The organism is Seohaeicola saemankumensis, from assembly GCF_042678485.1.
Classification (GTDB): Bacteria; Pseudomonadota; Alphaproteobacteria; order Rhodobacterales; family Rhodobacteraceae; genus Seohaeicola; species Seohaeicola saemankumensis.
In genome coordinates this window covers 333,795-351,969 of the sequence record NZ_JBHTKR010000003.1, presented here as the reverse complement: position 1 = coordinate 351,969, position 18,175 = coordinate 333,795, and the positions used below count along the sequence as shown (strand labels likewise).

The 18,175-nt window shown below is 60.8% G+C and carries 20 protein-coding genes and 1 pseudogene; 14 read left to right on the top strand and 7 right to left on the bottom strand.

Annotated features, from left to right (window positions below):
- The first annotated feature begins 87 nt into the window (after positions 1–87).
- Positions 88–873 carry an SDR family oxidoreductase gene (locus ACFQ3C_RS08590; protein WP_380790574.1) on the top strand — a complete coding sequence of 262 codons (786 nt, stop codon included), beginning with the start codon at positions 88–90 and terminating at the stop codon, positions 871–873.
- Positions 874–1,041: 168 nt separating this feature from the next.
- Here ACFQ3C_RS08590 and ACFQ3C_RS08585 read toward each other — a convergent pair whose 3' ends face one another.
- A complete protein-coding gene (locus ACFQ3C_RS08585) occupies positions 1,042–1,515 on the bottom strand; it encodes a DUF4188 domain-containing protein (RefSeq protein ID WP_380790571.1) in 474 nt (157 codons plus the stop codon).
- Positions 1,516–1,963: 448 nt separating this feature from the next.
- Here ACFQ3C_RS08585 and ACFQ3C_RS08580 point away from each other — a divergent pair, with 448 nt between their 5' ends.
- The 7 genes from ACFQ3C_RS08580 (at position 1,964) to ACFQ3C_RS08550 (ending at position 6,147) form a co-directional block, all read left to right on the top strand.
- On the top strand, positions 1,964–2,851 hold the full coding sequence (locus ACFQ3C_RS08580) for a LysR family transcriptional regulator (RefSeq protein ID WP_380790569.1): 888 nt from the start codon (positions 1,964–1,966) through the stop codon (positions 2,849–2,851).
- Positions 2,852–2,958: 107 nt separating this feature from the next.
- Entirely contained in the window at positions 2,959–3,582 is a 624-nt protein-coding gene (gene wrbA, locus ACFQ3C_RS08575) for an NAD(P)H:quinone oxidoreductase (protein WP_380790565.1), read from the top strand.
- On the top strand, positions 3,582–4,220 hold the full coding sequence (locus ACFQ3C_RS08570) for a DsbA family oxidoreductase (RefSeq protein WP_380790563.1): 639 nt from the start codon (positions 3,582–3,584) through the stop codon (positions 4,218–4,220). Before wrbA ends, ACFQ3C_RS08570 begins: the two co-directional genes overlap by 1 nt.
- A 14-nt stretch (positions 4,221–4,234) precedes the next feature.
- Positions 4,235–4,384, top strand: a complete 150-nt coding sequence (locus tag ACFQ3C_RS08565) for a hypothetical protein (protein ID WP_380790561.1) — start codon at positions 4,235–4,237, stop codon at positions 4,382–4,384.
- Between the two features lie 22 nt (positions 4,385–4,406).
- On the top strand, positions 4,407–4,904 hold the full coding sequence (locus ACFQ3C_RS08560) for an AAA family ATPase (protein ID WP_380790559.1): 498 nt from the start codon (positions 4,407–4,409) through the stop codon (positions 4,902–4,904).
- Positions 4,905–4,987: 83 nt separating this feature from the next.
- Positions 4,988–5,887: an EamA family transporter gene (locus ACFQ3C_RS08555; RefSeq protein ID WP_380790557.1), complete on the top strand. Its 900-nt coding sequence runs from the start codon at positions 4,988–4,990 to the stop codon at positions 5,885–5,887.
- Between the two features lie 26 nt (positions 5,888–5,913).
- Positions 5,914–6,147: a hypothetical protein gene (locus ACFQ3C_RS08550; RefSeq protein ID WP_380790555.1), complete on the top strand. Its 234-nt coding sequence runs from the start codon at positions 5,914–5,916 to the stop codon at positions 6,145–6,147.
- 791 nt (positions 6,148–6,938) lie between these two features.
- Here the strand turns inward: ACFQ3C_RS08550 and ACFQ3C_RS08545 are convergent.
- Complete coding sequence (locus tag ACFQ3C_RS08545) at positions 6,939–7,919, bottom strand: hypothetical protein (protein ID WP_380790552.1); 981 nt, start codon at positions 7,917–7,919, stop codon at positions 6,939–6,941.
- A gap of 438 nt (positions 7,920–8,357) precedes the next feature.
- Between ACFQ3C_RS08545 and ACFQ3C_RS08540 the strand changes: the two genes are divergently transcribed.
- Positions 8,358–8,708, top strand: coding sequence for a tyrosine-type recombinase/integrase (locus tag ACFQ3C_RS08540; RefSeq protein WP_380790549.1), 351 nt, complete (start codon positions 8,358–8,360; stop codon positions 8,706–8,708).
- Between the two features lie 562 nt (positions 8,709–9,270).
- On the opposite strand, the pseudogene ACFQ3C_RS08535 reads toward ACFQ3C_RS08540, so the two are convergent.
- Positions 9,271–9,558 (bottom strand): annotated as a pseudogene (locus ACFQ3C_RS08535) (polysaccharide biosynthesis/export family protein); the annotation flags it as partial.
- A gap of 378 nt (positions 9,559–9,936) precedes the next feature.
- Between ACFQ3C_RS08535 and ACFQ3C_RS08530 the strand changes: the two are divergent.
- From ACFQ3C_RS08530 to ACFQ3C_RS08515, 4 genes are read left to right on the top strand one after another with little or no spacing between them, the layout of a single operon-like run.
- A complete protein-coding gene (locus tag ACFQ3C_RS08530; RefSeq protein WP_380790546.1) occupies positions 9,937–11,172 on the top strand; it encodes an oligosaccharide flippase family protein in 1,236 nt (411 codons plus the stop codon).
- A gap of 3 nt (positions 11,173–11,175) precedes the next feature.
- Entirely contained in the window at positions 11,176–12,099 is a 924-nt protein-coding gene (locus ACFQ3C_RS08525; protein ID WP_380790543.1) for a glycosyltransferase family 2 protein, read from the top strand.
- Between the two features lie 26 nt (positions 12,100–12,125).
- Positions 12,126–13,124 (top strand): glycosyltransferase family 2 protein, encoded by a 999-nt coding sequence (locus tag ACFQ3C_RS08520; protein WP_380790540.1) that lies wholly within the window; start codon positions 12,126–12,128, stop codon positions 13,122–13,124.
- Positions 13,121–14,146: a glycosyltransferase gene (locus tag ACFQ3C_RS08515; RefSeq protein ID WP_380790537.1), complete on the top strand. Its 1,026-nt coding sequence runs from the start codon at positions 13,121–13,123 to the stop codon at positions 14,144–14,146. The genes ACFQ3C_RS08520 and ACFQ3C_RS08515 overlap by 4 nt, the downstream gene beginning before the upstream one ends.
- A 251-nt stretch (positions 14,147–14,397) precedes the next feature.
- On the opposite strand, the gene ACFQ3C_RS08510 is transcribed toward ACFQ3C_RS08515, so the two are convergent.
- The 4 genes from ACFQ3C_RS08510 to ACFQ3C_RS08495 form a co-directional block, all read right to left on the bottom strand.
- Positions 14,398–14,793: a DUF6481 family protein gene (locus ACFQ3C_RS08510; RefSeq protein ID WP_380790534.1), complete on the bottom strand. Its 396-nt coding sequence runs from the start codon at positions 14,791–14,793 to the stop codon at positions 14,398–14,400.
- A gap of 64 nt (positions 14,794–14,857) precedes the next feature.
- Complete coding sequence (locus ACFQ3C_RS08505) at positions 14,858–15,064, bottom strand: cold-shock protein (protein WP_380790531.1); 207 nt, start codon at positions 15,062–15,064, stop codon at positions 14,858–14,860.
- Positions 15,065–15,610: 546 nt separating this feature from the next.
- Entirely contained in the window at positions 15,611–16,192 is a 582-nt protein-coding gene (locus ACFQ3C_RS08500) for a VOC family protein (RefSeq protein ID WP_380791134.1), read from the bottom strand.
- Between the two features lie 360 nt (positions 16,193–16,552).
- On the bottom strand, positions 16,553–16,750 hold the full coding sequence (locus tag ACFQ3C_RS08495) for a hypothetical protein (RefSeq protein WP_380790528.1): 198 nt from the start codon (positions 16,748–16,750) through the stop codon (positions 16,553–16,555).
- Between the two features lie 156 nt (positions 16,751–16,906).
- Here ACFQ3C_RS08495 and ACFQ3C_RS08490 point away from each other — a divergent pair, with 156 nt between their 5' ends.
- Complete coding sequence (locus ACFQ3C_RS08490; protein WP_380790526.1) at positions 16,907–18,151, top strand: class I SAM-dependent methyltransferase; 1,245 nt, start codon at positions 16,907–16,909, stop codon at positions 18,149–18,151.
- Positions 18,152–18,175 lie beyond the last annotated feature (24 nt).

Sequence of the window (18,175 nt, the reverse complement as noted above, 5' to 3'; positions counted from 1 at the left end):
ATTGTTTACCCTTGAATTCGCCTGCCTGCGGACATTGCCACTTGATGGGGCAGCAGACTGACTACGCCTTGAACCGAAAGGAACACCATGCCCCGACTGAAGAACAAGACCTGCATCGTGACCGGTGCGGGGCGCGGCATCGGTGCCGCGATCGCGCGGGCCTTCGCCCGCGAGGGCGCAACCGTCGTGGTGACCGACAAGGACGAAGACAGCGCCATCGCGGTCGCCAGTGAGACCGGCGCGGATGCGATGCGCCTCGACGTGGCATCCGAGCAGGACTGGGAGACGCTGGCCGAAGCCTGGCCAGCATGCGACGTGGTTGTGAACAACGCGGGCATAACCGGCTTCGAGCAGGCCCTGCGCCCACATGATCCCGAAAATGCCAGCTTGGCAGACTGGCGTGCGGTGCATGCGGTCAATCTCGACGGGACCTTCCTGGGATGCCGCTACGCGATCCGCGCGATGCGCCCCCGGGGTGCCGGGTCGATCATCAATATCTCGTCCCGCTCGGGTCTTGTGGGTATCCCGGCGGCCGCCGCCTATGCGTCATCCAAGGCCGCCGTGCGCAACCACACGAAGTCGGTCGCGCTTTACTGCGCCGAACAAGGCTTGAACATCCGCTGCAACTCGATCCACCCCGCCGCCGTCCTGACTCCGATGTGGGAGCCGATGCTGGGCACTGGCACGGACCGCGACGCGCGCATGGCAGCCTTCGTCGCGGACACACCGCTGCGCCGGTTCGGCGATCCCGACGAGGTTGCCGCACTCGCCGTCATGCTGGCCTCGGATGAAGCTGCCTACATGACCGGGGCAGAACTCAATATCGACGGCGGTTTGCTCGCCGGATCGGCGGCGGCGCCGAAGACTGAATGATTTGCTTCCAACCTTGATCATGTCCCCAAAATGCCGCTCCAAGGGGGGCGTGCCGCAGCGATGGATGTTCTTGCGAAAGCCCGGTTAGGACGGAAAGCGGACGTTAGCTGCCATGTGGGCCAAGGTCTGTTGTGCGGACAAAGCTTCCGTTTGAGCTGCGAGACCGAATTACCCATTCAAGCGCATCCGCGCTTCACTCCGGTTTCCAGTAGCAGGAACAAGCTCTGATGCTTTTCCCAAACCGAAGGGCGGCATCCCGGAATATACAGCTTCGTATTGGCCGGCCTTTACTTGAAAGGTCTCGTGCCAAATCCCAACGTCGTCCCGGCTACTTTTCATGCGTTTGTTGAAGGCTGCCCAAGCTGGAAAATGCGCATTCTCTTTAGAGCGGGCATAGCTTTCAAGATGGTCAAAGCTGCGCCAATATTGGGCAATAACCCCCATGCTCAGTCCGGTATGCCCCAAGAAGCCAGTCTCGTCGGAAGGTAGGGCATCAAGCTCTTTCAACATCTTTGGCATGGCAAAGAATACTGGCAACCATTTGTGAAGTTTCCAGGGTTTGTTGATCCGGAAGCCGATAAGAAAGACCACAAAATCACCCTCGATATGGGCCGCCAATCTTTCGCTGCTCACTTTTGCCATCGTTTGGAACCTTGAGGTTGTCTCGTATCCACGAGGGTGAACAGAACCGGCTGGTCAATGCAAACGATTTATCGCATCACCTTTGACAAGATGATATGGGCTCTTTCCTGCCTTTCGCTGCATCTGCCACGAAGGTCCGCTATGGGCCGGAAGCGGACGCCTTCACCAAGTGCACAGAGCGGTTATTCGCCGCGTGTTGCACGAAGCCCGGACCTCCGCGATCATTGAAAATGGGGCTGGCGAAGGTGTGAGCGACAGTGACGGATGATCTTTGGCTGCCGCAGTTGCGATCAAGAGACCTTGCTCAAGCTGTTAGCCGTTGCAGGATGCGTGGAGATCAAAGGCAAGACCGATCACCAGTCCATTCGCACCGCAATGGAAATATGGTATTGCCCTATATGGGAGCCAAATAAAGAAGCCGAGCGCGCCCGACCGATGGAAGACGAGAATGGACAAGCTTTCTGTCATGCAAGCCTTCCGCCGCATCGTCGAGCGCGGCAGCTTCGCTCGTGCAGCCGAGGATCTTGGTATCTCGCCCGCACTGCTGAGCCGCGAGATAAAGCTGCTTGAGGATAGTCTTGGGGCCACTCTACTGACACGCACCACCCGATCCATGTCCTTGACCGACGCCGGGCAGCTCTACTATGACGAGGCTAATGCCATTCTCGGCGCTGTGGCCCAGGTCGAAGAACGCATCCGGGATGGCGCGGGCGTGGTTCGCGGGCATCTGAAGGTCAACGCGTCCAGCTCCTTCGGGCAGACGGTCATAGCACCGATGTTGCCAGGATTTCTCGACAGTTATCCCGATCTGCGTCTGTCACTGTCCATGGACGACCGGGTGCTGGACATGGTCGAAGGCGGGTTCGATGTCTCAATCCGCATCCGGCCCACTTTGCCCGACTCCGCGCTGGTGGCACGCAAGATTGGAGAAATGCGGCAACGTATCTTCGCCGCTCCCGCCTATCTCGAAAAGGCTGGCGTTCCGCAGGTCCCAGAGGACATCACGCAGCACCGGGTCATTGGCTTCCTGCTCGCGGATCATCTGACATCATGGACCCTGCACAGTCCCTCGGGCACAACCACCATCGACCTTGACCCACCAGTGCGCGTCGGCAACAGCCTTGTGCTGCGCGATCTTTTGATTGCGGGTTACGGCATCGGCACCTTGCCGGACTTCGTGTCGAAAGAGCCCGAAGCACGGGGCAATCTTGTTCGGATCCTGCCAGACTGGGAACTTCCGGCCCCGGAGATATTCGCCGTGACGGCCTCGCGGCTGAGTATGGACGCGAAAGTCACGGCGTTTCTTGATCACCTGCGCGCGGCGCTGCAGGCCTGACATTCTTCAGCCAGTGTAAAGAATGAAGTGAGCGCCGGCCGGTTTTTCGCTCGCTGAACATCCCCCATTCTCTCGGACATTGAAATTGCATACCCCGAGAGGATCTCATGACCCGCGTTCTTGTTCTCTACTATTCCAGCTACGGCCATGTCCGCGCGCTTGCGCAGGCCGAGGCCGAAGGTGCGCGCTCCGTGCTCGGCACCCATGTGGATCTGCGCCGCGTGCCCGAAACAGTTCCGGACGAGGTGAAGCAAAAAGCCGGCTTCGCCCCGGACGACACGCCTGTGGCGACGCCGACCGATCTGGAGGCCTATGACGCCATCATCTTCGGCACGCCCACGCTTTTCGGCATGATGGCCGGACAGATGAAATCCTTCCTCGATCAGGCCGGTGGGCTCTGGGCGCGTAACGCCCTTGTGGGAAAGGTCGCCGCTGTCTTCGCCTCCACCGGCTCGCAGCATGGTGGCCACGAGGCAACATTGCTGTCCACGCAAATCCCGCTCCAGCACTTCGGTATGCTGATCGTGGGCATGCCTTACAGCTTTGCCGGTCAAACCACAGCCGAGGGAATCGTCGGCGGCGCGCCCTATGGCGCAGGAACGATCGCCGGCGCCGACGGGTCGCGCGCGCCCAACGAAACCGACCTGGCCGGAGCGCGCTTCCAAGGCGCGCATGTGGCGCGCATCGCCGCGCGGCTGGCCGGGGCCGCCCAAGCTGGGGAGGCTGCGTAATGGCCTCGCTGACCATCGACTTCTTCCACGATGTCGTCTGCTGCTGGTGCTTCAACATCTCCTCGCGGATGCGCAACCTCGCGGCAGAGTTCGATCTCGACGTTCGACACCGCACTTTCGTCCTGCAAGCCAGCCCCGCCGAAATGGCCGCGCGCTGGGGTAGTCCCAGGGACGCCCGGGAAACGATCCTCGGTCACTGGGCGGTCTGCCGACGTGTCAGCGATAAGCCAGAGCTTGTCGATATCAACGCGATGCGGGCCGCGCCCTTCGACTATCCGCACGGCATGACCGCCGCGCTGGGGTGCAAGGCTGCTGAACGACTCGAAGGTCAAACGGCCCATTGGGACATGTTCGACCGGCTGCAGCGCGCTCACCTGACCGAGGCGAGGAACATTGCCGATCCTGCCACAGTATTGGATATCGCGCGCGAACTAGGGTTCGAGGCAGTTGCCTTCGCCGAGTTTTTCGAGGACCCGCAAACGCTTCGTACCGTCGAGACTGATCGACAACAGGCCCGCAAAATGCAGGTCCGGTCCATTCCCACCCTGATCGTTCGCGAAACCGGCACCCGCCTCGTCAACGGTCCGCGAGAGGATCTGGCAGCACAACTGCGCGCAGCCTTGCACCTGGTCGCCTGAAAAGGAGCCTTCGCATGACCTTCCCGATCTTCCGCCACAAGGACCCAGTTTGTCGCCAAGCTCTTCGAGGTGTGCCTCGCGATTTGCCACCTCACCTGATGCGCGACATCGGCCTCGATCCCTGGCCGGACCGCATGCGCTTGCCCTTCCACCCGCTCTGGTGAGCGAAAGTATCCGAGGTTCATCATGACCGAAAGACATCCAATCCTTCATATGTTCTGCGGAAAGATCGCCGCAGGAAAATCCACCCTGGCCGCACGCCTTGCCGGCGCACCCCAGACCATCCTTATCGCCGAGGATGATTGGCTGAATGCGCTCTTCGCCGACGAGTTGGTTTCCTTGCCTGACTATGTCCGGTGCTCCTCCAAGCTTAGACATATTCTGGCGCCCCATATCGCCGTAGTGTTGAACGCGGGAGTGTCGGTCGTCCTCGATTTTCCGGCCAACACCGTCGAACAACGCAGCTGGATGCGTGGCATCCTCGAGAACACGACGGCATCCCACCAGCTTCACCTGCTGGACGCGCCGGACGAAGTCTGTCTCGCACGGCTACGCGAACGCAACAGTCGAGGTGACCACCCATTCGCGGTGACAAAGGCCCAGTTTCATCAGTTCTCCAGTCACTTCGTCGCGCCATCGCCGGATGAGCGCTTCACTGTCGTCAGGCATGACGAGGGCGATTGACGCCGCCTGACACGACCGATGGCGGGCCAGCAAATCACGCTCGCGTTCTCACATTCTTCCATCCTCCCAAAACGAGACAACCGATGTCACGCAGCAACGATGTTCTTCTCACCGCGCTTGCCCCGGCCATATGGGGTAGCACTTATCTTGTCACGACCGAGGCACTGCCTGGCGGCTATCCCGTTACTATGGCGGCACTGCGTGCGCTTCCTGCCGGGCTGTTGCTGCTCGCCGTCACGCGCTGCCTGCCGCCCCGCGTCTGGCTTGGCCGCGTCTTTCTACTTGGTGCATTCAACTTCGCGCTGTTCTGGGTGCTGCTCTTCGTGGCCGCCTACCGGTTACCTGGTGGTGTCGCGGCGACGCTGGGGGCGTTACAGGCAATGATGGTCATCTTGATGGCCCGCGGCTGGCTCGGCACACCGATCCGGGCGGGTGCAGTCGTTGCAGCGGCAACCGGTGTTCTGGGTGTGGCGCTTCTTCTCATCGGGCCCGAGGCAGCGCTTGATCCCGCTGGCATAGCGGCCGGCTTGGGTGGTGCAGCCTCCATGGCTGCGGGCACGGTTCTCAGCCGGAAATGGCAGCCACCAGTTTCAGCGCTGAGCTTCACGGCTTGGCAACTCATTGCAGGAGGAGTCCTTCTTCTGCCGCTTGCGCTGATCTTCGAACCGCCGCTTCCTCCTCTCTCGGCCACCAACCTTGTTGGTCTTACCTGGCTTGGTCTCATAGGCGCTGCTGCCACCTATGTGTTGTGGTTTAGAGGGGTCGCCAGGCTTGAACCGGGTGCTGTCTCGATGCTTGGCATGATGAGCCCGGTTACAGCAGTCATCCTGGGTTGGATCTGGCTAGGCCAGTCCTTGTCGCTCTTACAGGGACTCGGGGCTGCTATCGTCCTTGGGTCTGTGTGGTTCGGACAGCGCGCGAACCGTGCACGTTCCATACTTGGGCCAGCGGGTCCCGCAGTGATGCGAACGAAAGTCGCATGACATTATCCCAAACGGGAAGCCTCTACATGGTCATTCTCAAAGTCACGCCCGAGATTGCCCGCAGGGCGCGGCTTGCTGGACTGTTCTATCTGGTCATCATTGTCGCGGACCTCGGCGCTGTTTCTATCCAGCGGAACACGCGCTTCACCGGTCTTCAATATCAAGATGATGTTGGCATTCTTGAAGCCGATGCGATCCGCGATCTCATGCTGGGTCAGTTCCGATTTCTCGATGGCGTCTGCGAGCATTATCGCTGTTAGCCTAAAAGGGGTCATGTGCGCCTCCTGTGCAAATGTGTCTCATGCACAGTGATAGTCTGAGCGCTGGGGTCCGCTGGTGGTGAGCGGACAGGTCCAGGCGGGGGGCGACGGTGCTTACGTGTCAGATCAGCTTTTTGAACCATCGCGGCGAAAGTCTCACGTTTTTGAATGCCAGAAAACCCTACGCAAAATAGCGTTTTCGCGTGGGGTTTACGTAGGGGTTAAATATGGGGTCAGAGTTTTTGGTGCTTCTGCGTGGTGCATAGATGCAGCATTGTCCGGTGTTCCTAGCTGTCCTGAGCCACCGCTGATCGCTCTCTCCAAGGTTCCGACACCGTCCTTGATTTTCCTGCCGCCAAGGCCTTGTAAGGTATACAGCTCTCTCTAGGACTTCGGAGTTCCAAGGGTGAACGGCTTTCGGCGAGGTGCTTGCCTTTCCCTATCGAAGGCTGCCGAACAGTGTCCCAGTTTGACGCGTTGGTTACGGGGAGAGTGCCGCCGAAAACCCAGTGACCCGAGCCGGATGACGATCCTATTATCCGAGTTAGGGGCGTCCCGAGAGTTATTGGTTGTGCATCCTGTCTGGCATGTGCCTGAGGCTCGCAAGGGCGCGCGCAGGCAGCGTCCGCGGGATGTCATGAGGGTCGGTGCCCCTCGCGGCGAAGCGCGCTGTGGCGCGACCTCAGAGAGCGGCCCCTTTTGGCCAGCATTAGCGAAGTGCGGAGCTTGGGGAGCATCCTTGGAATTTCCCCTGCGGCGGGAGTATTTTCTGCTCCAATAAGCGGGTCGCATCAGGCGGGGATGGTTTGTGCGACCGGGTCCTTGCCGTTCCATGTGCCCACGTGCCGGACGATACGGCAGCGCAGGAAGCAGGATCGGTCGAAGTGGCCGGGGGTGCCTTTGAACTGGTGGTCCATCTCGGTGCGGTGCAGGCCGGGGCCGTAGGCGGCTTCGGTCAGGCTCTTGTCGTCGCGCCAGATCGTGAAGGTCATGCCTTCGCCGGGCCCGTTTTCGCAGTTGTAGTCGCTTTGTACGATATTGCCGGGCAAGCTGTCATACCAGAGCCGGACTTTGGCCACTTGCGCAACAAATGCGGGCAGGCGGGGATCATCCGGGGCATTGTATGCAGCGGATGTCAGGACGGCGACGGGGCCGCCCGGATCTTTGGCCGCGAGGACAAGGCTGGAGTCTGCGCGGGAGAACCAAGTCGTTTCGCCCCGGAATTTGATCGGGCTGAGCAGAACATGGAAGGCCTCGGCGGCGTCTGGCATGTTCGGGAAGCCCTTTACGGGCGCGTCGAGCAGGGTGTCGGCGCTGGCGCGGGTTTCGTGGAACACCATGCACCCCCATGACAGATCGTCGTGGACGGGTGCGCCATCGGGGCCATAGGGCTCACCGGGGCCAATGACGTGGTGATGCGCCCCGGTTGGGCAGTTTTGATCGACGTCGGGCCACAAATACTTTTTGTCGAAGCGCCACCGATGCATTGTGATCCAGTGGATGTCGGCCATGTGTTGATCCCCAGTTGGGCGGTTGAACCGACATTTCCCAAGTGGCCTGCCGATAAGTGGCAAGATCGCCTGACTTTGCCAACTGATCAAGTGTTTTGCGCTCTCAGCCTCTACAGCAGTCGCCAGAGCGCCCGAATGTGAGAGGATCGGACTGCGAAAGCGCGTCAACTCGGCCATCCACCTCTCACTTCGCGTCTTGATCTGGTGGATTGCCCGGTTTGCTGGCAACTTTTCTAGACCGATATCCGCGGTGTCGCCCATGCATTGACCCGTTTGGGGATGAAGACCTGGTTCAACCCAGGTTGAGGGAAGCAGGTTTTCACCGCTTATGACCGAGGTTGGTCCTCCGCGCGTCCCTAATAGATAAATACTCAATAACTTACTCTTCTTCTTATTTACTAAATAAAGGCGCGAAGGCGAATTCTTGGAAAACGCTCCGTCTGAGCCAGACCACTCTCTCCAGTCTTTCATGCATGGGCAGCGCTGCCGGATCTGACGACAAGTTGCAGACCCTCATAACCTTGCAGCGGCTATGGTCTCTGTATTGGACTATCTCTTTCGTGCACTCTTCACAGTCTGTCAGAGCATTACATTCCTGCAGGTGCTCGGTTTGTTGTCTGCAGACGTTTCTGCTTCCTCGCTTCCTGCTTCTGTGTCAGTTCTTCTCGTTGCCTGATCGTCACGGCCATTTTCACGGGCATGCGGATCAGCGAACTGCGGGGGCTCACATGGGACTGCGTCGACTTTGACGCCAGGTTGATCCACGTCCAGAAGTGCGCGGACCGCTTCAACGAGATGGGCAAGCCCAAGAGCCGCACAAACAAGCGGAGCATTCCGATGGCCCCGATCGTGCATGACACTTTGAAGGCATGGACGTCGGTCTGCGCGCGTGGCGAACTGAACCTCGTCTTCCCCAACGGCAAGGGAAACATCGAGAACCACTCGAACATCCACAACAGGGTCTTCGTGCCCTTGCTGATCGAGAACGGGACTTTCGATGGCGCAGCAGGTCTTCGATGTCACGCTCGATCACGACCGAAACGCCCGTGACCGGGTTGCGCGAGAATAGCACCGAAGAACGATTGGCGCTTGAGACTCGCGCGCCTCCGACACAGTTGGTGTCGATCACGGCCTGCAGATACCGCGTCCCATAGGGGATTTCGCGGACATCCCTGCCAACGGCCGATGTCGCATTGCCGGCGGCGGGCAACGTTAGGTTGGACAGGAACAGCGAAACGCCCGGCGGGCTGATCGGGCTGGGCCGCATCAGGGCTTCCTGAAAGCATCCCCTGCTTGGAACGCTGACTTCGTCGCCGGTCAGCAGCATGATGTCCACGGCATTTCGCCCTTCGAACACTCCGCGCATGTCCAGGACATGGCGCTTTCCCGCGCGCAGGACTTCGACCGCCGAAATATCGGCATCTGGCCTGACACCACCGGCGGCACGCAGCGCAGCCGAAAGGTTTCGCCCCTCGGTCGATGCGCCAAGCGCGCCCTGACGCCGGTCATCGATACGGTCCCCGTCGACGCCACCGATCTCGACCGCGCGGGGTTCGAAGACCGCGCCGGACACGCCGACCGTGACGGATGCGAAATCGGCAACACGGACGGATATCCGTGGGCGTTGTGCAAAGAAATCGCCCGACAGAAGCTGTTCTGCGATCTCGGCTTCGACATCGCCGGTCAGCCGCCCCTGCGCCCGGATCGGCGCAAGAAACGGCAGCTTCAGCGTGCCGTCACGCGACACGACATAATCGCCGTTGAAAGTCTCGTCGTCACCGATACGGATATTGACCAGATCGTTGCGTGTCAGGCGTTCACCGCGCAATGCCGTTTCAGACGCGACGGACGTCTTTCCACCGGCGTCACCGCGCAACGGACGACAGGTACTTGCGTTCATTTCGGCAGAGCGCAGGAATTCGGCATTGGCACGGGTGACATCCGGTTGGCGGTACTGGGCCTGATAGCCGCCTCCGGTTTCTACCGGTTCCAGGTTGTCGGGCACATCAAGCGAAGCGCAATTGGCCAGCGACATGAGTGCAAGCGCGGCGGTTGCGTGTTTCAACATCGGCTGCACCTCTGGAATTCTTCTGCTGTTGTGTCCTGACCCAGTCATAGGCGCTTCGACCTGCCCGGTCGAGAGGGGCGATGGAGGATGGCCGCTATCCCTATGGATATGCATGTCTACTGTTGCGCCATGGTTCTGTCCGCGTGCGTCCGCGACGCCTTGAATGCGGGGTTGTAGAAGAAAGCCTGAACAACAGATCGGACCGCCCTCATGGCAATGCCTGCCGCGCAATCGCGCATCGTACAGAACCTTTTTGCCTATGGTGCATCCGAAGTCGCGGCCAAGATCTCGCGTCTTCTGGTTGTTGTCGTCGTGGCGCGCACGCTTGATCTTGGTCAGATCGGTGTGGCGGCAGCCGCCCTTGCGGCGGCGGATATCCTGAAGGCACTGACCGAGAACGGCGTCGGGCAGAGGATCATCGCCGCATCGGAAGATGAACTGGAGCGGACCTGCGCGACCGCGCATCGGATTTTCTGGGTCTGGTGCCTGGGCCTGTTTCTGGCGCAGTCTGCTGTCGGCTTGGTGATCTACGCCATGGGCGGAAGCCTGGTGCTGCTGCTGATGATCCTGATCCTGGCGGGTGAGTACCTGTTCATGCCGGCGGGTCTTGTGCAGACCGCTTTGGCCATGCGGGCGGGCAAGCTGCGCCAGACCGCTGCCATTTCCGGCGCGCAGATCGTGGGGGCCAACCTCATCTCGGCTGCGCTGGCGCTGCTGTGGCCCTCAGCCCTGGCCCTGATCCTGCCACGCCTCTTGACCGCGCCGTTCTGGCTGATCGCGATGCGCCGTCTGCATCCGTGGCGCCGTGACATGTCGCATGGTTTCGCGCCCTTGCGTCCGTTCCTGAGCTTCGGCGGCGCGGTTCTGGGGGTCGAACTGGTCAAGGTTCTGCGCCTTCAGGCCGACAAGCTGATCGTTGGCTCGCTGATGGGGGCCGAGGCGCTTGGCCTTTATTTCATGGCGTTCAACGCAGGTCTCAGCCTGTCCAGTTCCTTTTCGGTCGCGTTCTCGACGGTTTTGTTCCCGCATCTTTGTGCCAGCAACGACAAGATCGCCGCGTTGCGTCAGGGCATTCTCATGGCCATGGGGCTGATCGCGCCCGCCGTCCTGCTGCAGGCAGCGCTGACGCCCTATTACGTGCCGCTTCTTTACGGTGCGGGCTGGACCGGCATCGATGAAATCGTGTCGATCCTGTGCCTGGTCGCCATTCCGACGACGCTGTGGTCGGCGACGGCAGGCTGGCTGCGCGCCACGGGACGGGCGCGACAGGAATTCTGGGTCACCCTGACCACGACCTTCGCGCTGGTTCTGAACACGATAATCCTGGCCCCCTACGGCCTTTGGCCTGTCGCCGTTGGCTATGCGCTGGTGGCCACGACCGTGATGGTCGGAGCATCGCTGCCAACCCTCGTCATGGCCTTCGGCCGTTCGCTTGCAAAGGTGTGACCCATGCCCCGTTTTTCGATTGTCATTCCATCTTTCAACGCGGCCGCAACCATCGGCGGCACCCTGCAAAGCCTGCAACACCAGAGCTTCACCGACTGGGAGGCGATTTGCGTTGATGACGGATCGACCGATGCAACCCCTGCTCTTGTTCAGGCCGCGGCATCGCTGGACCCGCGTATCAGCCTGGTGCGAAATACCGGCAAGGGCCCCAGCGCGGCGCGCAACATGGGCGCTCTGGACTGTGCAAGCGGTCAGATCGTGGCCTTTTGTGACGCCGATGACATGTGGCACGCCGACAAGCTGAGCCAATGGGACAAGGTCTTTCGCAACGATGATGTCGATGGCGCCTATGGGCAGGTCGCGTTCTTCAGCGACACACCGGACGATGCCACCACCTTTTCAGCGCTGCCCGCGGGTCAGTTGAGCATCGCGCGCCTGCTGGGTGAAAATCCGGTCTGCACCATGTCGAACATCGGCCTTCGTCGTTCGGTTTTTGTGGCGACCGGCGGATTTGACCGGGAAATGGTCCATAACGAAGATCTGGAATGGCTGATCCGCCTGGTTGGTCAGGGGGCCGTGATCGTGGGGGTTCCGCAGTTGCAGACCTTCTATCGCACCAGCCGCGGTGGCCTTTCCACGAACTTGCAAGCCATGGAGGAAGGACGCCTGCGGGCACTGGATACGGCCGCCCGTTTCGGCGTGATCCCGGACAGGCGCAGCCATGCGATCCACCAGCGTTACCTGGCGCGGCGTGCCCTGCGCCTTGGCCTGGGGCCTACGCAGCCCCTGCGCCATGCGCTGCGCGGTCTGGGCTACAGCCCTTCCGGTTTTCTCAGCCCGGCGCGGCGCGGCGCGCTGACTTTGGCGGGCGCGCTGGCCGCGCTGGTCCTGCCCAAGGGCATCGCCCTGACGCTTTTCTCCCGTTAATCCTTCTTCGTGAAAGCCAAATGAAAATGACCTTTGCTTCGATCGTCGTCCCCGCCTTCAACGTCCAGAATACCCTGGCCGAGACATTGGACGCCCTGCTGAACCAGACCTATCCGGATTTCGAGATCATCGTCGTGGATGACGGATCCACGGACGCGACCGCAGACCTGTTGCAGACCTTTTGCCATGACCCGCGGTTGTGCGTCCTGCGGCAGGCCAACCGTGGCCTGGCGGGTGCGCGCAACAGCGGTATCGCGGCCGCCCGTGGTCAGGTGATCGGGTTCTGCGATGCGGATGATACCTGGGCACCGGAAAAGCTTGCGGCGCATGTCGCCCATCTCGATGCAAACCCTGCTGTCGGGATCAGCTATTCCGGTTCTGCACTGATTGATGACGCCGGTAATCCGATTGGCCAGGCACAGCGGCCACGCCTTGACGGGATCGACGCAGGGGTCATCTTCCGGCGCAATCCTATCGGAAACGGTTCGGCGGTCGTGCTGCGCCGCGCCGTGTTTGATGATATCGCCTATCGCCCCGCAAACGAGAGCGAGCGCAGCTGGTATTTCGACGAAACCTTTCGACAATCCGAAGATATCGAATGCTGTTTGCGGATCGCGCTGACCACCGATTGGCGGTTCGAAGGTGTCGAGGGGCTTCTGACCCGCTATCGCATCAGCACGGGCGGTCTGTCTGCCGCCACCGACCGCCAGCTTGTCGCCTGGGAACGGATGGTGAAAAAGCTTTGGCCCCTCAACCCGGCATTCTTCGAGGTCAACACCCCGCTCGCGCGGGCCTATCAACTGCGCTATCTCAGTCGCCGTGCCATCAGCGATCATGATGGACCGCGGGCGATGACCCTGACGCGCGCCTGGTTGCGTGAATCGCGTCAACCGCTGTGGGAAGAGCCCGGCAAATCCCTGGTCACGATCGTCGCTGCGCTGGCCTTGTCAGCACTGGGGCCCGGCACCCTGTCCATGGCGATGAAAGCCGTCAGTCGCCTGCGTGGCGGCGCGCTGGCCCGATGAAGGCCCGGCGTATCGTTCACCTGGTCGACGACATGACAGCCGGCGGGGTGATGCGGGTTCTGGACCATATCGTGACGGCGCCCGAAATGGCCGCGACGGGGCAACACAGCTTGTGCCATGTGGCGCGTGGCAGCCTGGGGCCGGGTCGCATCCCTGCGGATATCATCGTGTCGCATCTTTCGGTCAGCTGGCGGAACCTGCCCTTGATGGCGTCTTTGCGCGCCCTGCATCCGTTCACGCCGCTGGTTCATGTCGAACATAGCTATACGGATGCATTCTGTTCGCTGAATGTTGTCGCCAAGCACCGGTTCGCGGCCTTGCTGCTTCTGGCCTATGGCCTTTTCGACCGGGTCGTCGCGGTCAGCGAGGGGCAGGGGGCCTGGCTGCGCCGGTTCCTGCGCCGGGATGCGCTGCATGTCATTCCCTCCTGTGTGGATCTTGCATCATTCAGGGCCTTGCCGCGCAAGGATCACCCGGTACAGGTGATCGGTGCCATTGGTCGGCTGGATCGTCAAAAGGGCTTCGACACGCTGATAACCGCGATGCGCCGCCGCCCGGATCTTAACCTGCAGCTGCACATCTACGGCACCGGCGCAGATGAGAACGCCCTGCGATTGCTGGCCGAAAATGATCCGCGTATCCGTTTCATGGGTTTTGCCAATGATCCCGTTGCCGCGATGAAAGCTGTGGATGCGGTCGCCATGCCCTCTCGATGGGAGGCCTATGGCCTCGTGGCCATCGAAGCGCTGAGCGCGGGCCGGATCCTGCTGGTGAATGATCTGGACGGTCTGCAAGATCACCTGTCACATGGCGCGCACCCGGTGGCAGAGCCATCGGTTGAGGCGTGGGAAACAGCCTTGGGCCAATTGGCGCAAGGTCGCTACACCATGCCCGCCGCTGCGGGCACTCCCGCGTTCGAACAAAGTTTCGCCCATGATTGGCAAGACCTGATCGACAGTGTCGGAAAGCGCTTGGTCAGAGGAAACCGGCTTGAGGCGCAGGGCAGTATCTCAAGCTCTTAGGTGCCGGCTCATTGATCGTCAAAACCAGAACAAGACCGTTTCTGCAAGGTCTGCGGCTGACGGGACGGCCTTCGGGCATCGCCGGCCCGGTGACGTGCACCCACTTACATCCGCCGCGTCCAGCGGGTGTAAGGGGTTCTCATCAAGCCATAGGCCTTCGCCGCGTCCGACCACCGCAAGCCATTGGGGTTGATGAATGCCATTCCGCTCAAAACACGCCTGTCATCCATGCGCGGCTCTGATATCGGGACTTACCGCTGTCGGGCCTTGCGATTTGCATAGCGCGTGTCGCGATCTGCCTTGCGCTCTGCCTCGTCCTTGATGACCCGGGCGATCATATTGTCCGATTTCTGCTCGGCTTCGACCTTGGCACGCGCGGCGACGTTTGCGGCGTCCAGATAAGCCACCTCTTCGGCCTTCCGACGCTCCTCTGCCTCATGCAGTTCCCGAGCTTCTGCCTTCAATCTGTCGCGTTCCTTGTGCCGCTCGTCGCGCGCGGCCGCGATCGCCATGCGCTCTTCCAGTCGCGCTACCCGGCCAGGTTCGTCTTCATCCATTTTCGCGCGATAAGCTTTGAGAATTTCCGCTTTCGCCGCCATTGCAGAGCTGCGGCGATCGGCAAAGTCGTTTGTCTTCAGTGATGTCAAAGTTCGTATCCTATCTGAGAGATGGGGAACCCGAAGGTTGTCCCCTGGGTTTGTCTGGCTTGCTTCACGCAAGAACAAGGTTCGTTGCGGATTCACGACCGTTACGGTCACTTTCCAGATCGAATGAGAGTGCCTGGCCATCGTCCAAATGACGGATGCCTGCGCGTTCCAGCGCTGTCGCGTGGACAAAGACGTCTTTGTCGCCCTGTGCCGGTGCGATAAATCCAAAGCCTTTGGTGGAATTGAACCATTTCACGGTGCCGTTGGCCATCGTGATGTCTCCTTTATCTGTCACCCGCATGAACGCGGTGACCTGGCTCAGTGTCGTCAGAGTCGCAACTGAAGCCGGAAGGATACAGAAGATCAAAATATGAAGCCTAGCCCGCGCTGCCTATCCGAGTTTGCGCCACAACGCAAACTTTCCATCTGCCCTGTTGGACGGCTGCCCATGCCCTGGTGTTGGCGCTGGTTCCGCCGCTCTGTGTCGAAGGTCGGATGACGGGGCGGCGATCACGGCGAGCGGCACCGCTTCCCGCCGAGACACCGATTGCTGGCTGAACCACCACGCAAAGACCGCAGGCTGTTCCGCTTCCGGCAGATGCGATGCTTGAAGAAATATGCGGCCATTCGTTCGTCCGCCCGCAACCACTTCAACAGGAACGCCACCACTGGATGCGCGTCTGTTTCAAGCGCAACCGCGCCACGGCCCTGGCCGCGTGGCGCTGTCTTGGGGTTGCAAAAAGCGCAGCTTCACAGTTTCAGCAAGGACAGGTCGCATTGGTCTGAACCCACCCGCAAGAAAGCGTCCACCATTGCGCTAATAGGCTTGCCGTGGCGATCTGTCTTCAGACAAGGACCGCTGCCGCCGCTCCACCAGAAGGGCGATTGCATCGGCAAGATGCTCCCTGTCGATGTGGTGATCACCGCGTGCCACACGAATTTTGTGCGCCTCTATCATGACATCTGCATGCAGGCACCCTGCCGGGGGTTCGAACCGATAACTTGCGAGTTCCAAACGCAGGCCCAGCGGGTCCCTGAAGTAGATTGAATCCATGAAACCACGGTCGACAGGCCCGGAATGCTTCACCCCGCGTGCGTCCAGACGTGCAGCCACCTGCCAGAAAGTGGCCTGGCTTACGTTGAGAGCGAGATGATGGAGCGACCCGACGGCTTCGGGCACGGGGGTGGCATCGGGCTTGCGGTCTTCGTTCGTGAAGATCGTGATCAGGCGGCCATCTCCGGGATCGAAATACAGATGACCCTCGTTCGGGTTGTCGAGGTTCGGCTGGTCGAAGATGAACGGCATGCCGAGCACGCCCTCCCAGAAATCGATGGAGCTTTGACGATCAGCGCCGATTATCGTGATATGGTGCACACCTTGCGTCTGAATTTTCCTGATTTCGCTACTCCTGGACATGGTCTTCCTCCTGTTTTGCGCGCCTGGTTCACTTGGGAACACACAACCGGCCAAGGCGACAAGTCCCCTGCGGCAACATTCCGACAGGCACAAGGGTGATTGCCGTGCTCACGCGCAACACATCGCGCGGGCGCAAAGGGCTGCGGCTTGCAAGCCTGTGATCCGGCCCGATGCGCCGGGCCAATTCTGCGGTCACCGGCCAAGGTGGGGCCGGCCTGGGGGCGCTGTGCCGGCCTCGCCAGTCTTCGCACACCCCTGACCTGACAGTGTCCCCCAAATCGCATCCGGTCAAAGTATTAATGGGCCAATGCCTCTCGACGTATATACGCAGGCAAGGAGGCATCACGGCGCTGTTACGGAAAAACCGGCTGCGGCGGGCAGCCCGGTGCCACGCTCGGCGTCGGGCAAATGCGATGTTTGCCGCAATTCGCGGCGGTTCATGCTTCCGTCCGCACCCAATTGAACGGGGAACACGATCACGACATGCGCGATGATTCCAAACGCGACCGCAAGAAGGCCTGAAGAAAGCTTGATCGGCACCGGGAAATCAGGCGATCATGTCTTTACCGACGGCGAATGTTGGAAACGTTGGCTTTGGTTCAGGGGTGATTTCGCTTTATTTCATCGGGCGCACCAGTGTCGTGTGCCCTGCACTTGAGATAGGTGAACACGATGTGGGAGCGGCTCTTTCACAACATGGTAGGCCAGCTTATCCAATCTGGCCTGCTTGAAATCACTTACCCGGACGGAACCACGCGGACCTATGGCGACGGGACAGGGGCACCCGCAGCGCTGGCCATCCGTACCCGCGGCGCCCTGCGGCAACTCTGCCTGCAGCCCGAATTGGCGCTGGGTGAAGGTTATATGGATCAAACCATCGACATCGGCGGCAATGCCGAACTCGAGGCGGTGCTGCGCGTCCTGATCCGCAACCGTGACCCAAAACGCTTTCCCGCCTACCTGCGCCTGGTGGAACGGATGCGCTTCATGCTGCGCGGGATCGTCCAGCGGAACAACGCGGACAGCTCACGCGCCAACGTGGCCCATCACTACGACATCTCGGACGATCTCTATCGACTGATGCTGGACGAGGACATGCAGTATTCCTGCGCCTATTTCGGCGGCCCCGACGTTACGCTTGCCGAAGCGCAGGCGGCCAAGAAGCGCCACATCGCCGAAAAGCTGCTGATCGAACCGGGGATGCGGGTTCTGGACATCGGGTGCGGCTGGGGTGGCATGGCGCTGACGCTGGCGCGCGACTACGGTGCGCGGGTAACCGGCGTGACCCTTTCGCAGAACCAGCTTGCTACCGCACGCGCGCGCGCCGCGCAGGCCGGGCTGTCCGACCGGATCGACTTTCGGCTGATGGATTACCGCGACCTGTCCGAAAGCTTCGACCGGATCGTGAGCGTCGGCATGCTTGAGCACGTGGGCGTCCCGCATTACGGCGATTACTTCTCGAAGGTGGCCGATCTTCTGGACAGTGACGGTGTGGCCCTTGTTCACACGATCGGCCGCGTCGCGCCCCCGATAACGCAGAGCAGATGGATCACCAAATACATCTTTCCCGGCGGCTATGTGCCTTCACTGTCGGAACTGCTTGATCCGCTGGAACGCTCGGGCCTTTGGCAGGCCGATATCGAGGTCTGGCGCCTGCACTATGCCAGGACCCTCAGATGCTGGCGCAACAATTTTGACGCAAACCTCGATACGGTGCGTGGCTGGTATGATGACCGTTTCATCCGCATGTGGCGCTATTACCTGACTGTCTGCATCATGGCCTTCGAGGACCAGGAGCAATGCGTCTACCACCTGCAGCTTGCCCACAAGCGCGACACGGTGCCCCTGACGCGCGACTACCTCTATGCCCCGCGATGCCAGTTGAAGCCGGATCACGGCGGGGCGGTCGCCGTGTCGCGGTCTGCCATGACCCGGCGCTGACCTTTCAAGTGTTTCCCGACATAC

Excerpts from the sequence above, each read along its gene's own strand:
- ACFQ3C_RS08520 (WP_380790540.1), top strand. The coding sequence starts at position 12,126 with ATGACCTTTGCTTCGATCGTCGTCCCCGCCTTCAACGTCCAGAATACC.
- ACFQ3C_RS08585 (WP_380790571.1), bottom strand. The coding sequence starts at position 1,515 with ATGGCAAAAGTGAGCAGCGAAAGATTGGCGGCCCATATCGAGGGTGAT.
- ACFQ3C_RS08525 (WP_380790543.1), top strand. The coding sequence starts at position 11,176 with ATGCCCCGTTTTTCGATTGTCATTCCATCTTTCAACGCGGCCGCAACC.
- ACFQ3C_RS08580 (WP_380790569.1), top strand. The coding sequence starts at position 1,964 with ATGGACAAGCTTTCTGTCATGCAAGCCTTCCGCCGCATCGTCGAGCGC.
- ACFQ3C_RS08555 (WP_380790557.1), top strand. The coding sequence starts at position 4,988 with ATGTCACGCAGCAACGATGTTCTTCTCACCGCGCTTGCCCCGGCCATA.
- wrbA (WP_380790565.1), top strand. The coding sequence starts at position 2,959 with ATGACCCGCGTTCTTGTTCTCTACTATTCCAGCTACGGCCATGTCCGC.
- ACFQ3C_RS08570 (WP_380790563.1), top strand. The coding sequence starts at position 3,582 with ATGGCCTCGCTGACCATCGACTTCTTCCACGATGTCGTCTGCTGCTGG.
- ACFQ3C_RS08505 (WP_380790531.1), bottom strand. The coding sequence starts at position 15,064 with ATGGCCAACGGCACCGTGAAATGGTTCAATTCCACCAAAGGCTTTGGA.
- ACFQ3C_RS08565 (WP_380790561.1), top strand. The coding sequence starts at position 4,235 with ATGACCTTCCCGATCTTCCGCCACAAGGACCCAGTTTGTCGCCAAGCT.
- ACFQ3C_RS08540 (WP_380790549.1), top strand. The coding sequence starts at position 8,358 with ATGCGGATCAGCGAACTGCGGGGGCTCACATGGGACTGCGTCGACTTT.
- ACFQ3C_RS08550 (WP_380790555.1), top strand. The coding sequence starts at position 5,914 with ATGGTCATTCTCAAAGTCACGCCCGAGATTGCCCGCAGGGCGCGGCTT.
- ACFQ3C_RS08545 (WP_380790552.1), bottom strand. The coding sequence starts at position 7,919 with ATGGGCGACACCGCGGATATCGGTCTAGAAAAGTTGCCAGCAAACCGG.
- ACFQ3C_RS08530 (WP_380790546.1), top strand. The coding sequence starts at position 9,937 with ATGGCAATGCCTGCCGCGCAATCGCGCATCGTACAGAACCTTTTTGCC.
- ACFQ3C_RS08515 (WP_380790537.1), top strand. The coding sequence starts at position 13,121 with ATGAAGGCCCGGCGTATCGTTCACCTGGTCGACGACATGACAGCCGGC.
- ACFQ3C_RS08490 (WP_380790526.1), top strand. The coding sequence starts at position 16,907 with ATGGTAGGCCAGCTTATCCAATCTGGCCTGCTTGAAATCACTTACCCG.
- ACFQ3C_RS08590 (WP_380790574.1), top strand. The coding sequence starts at position 88 with ATGCCCCGACTGAAGAACAAGACCTGCATCGTGACCGGTGCGGGGCGC.
- ACFQ3C_RS08560 (WP_380790559.1), top strand. The coding sequence starts at position 4,407 with ATGACCGAAAGACATCCAATCCTTCATATGTTCTGCGGAAAGATCGCC.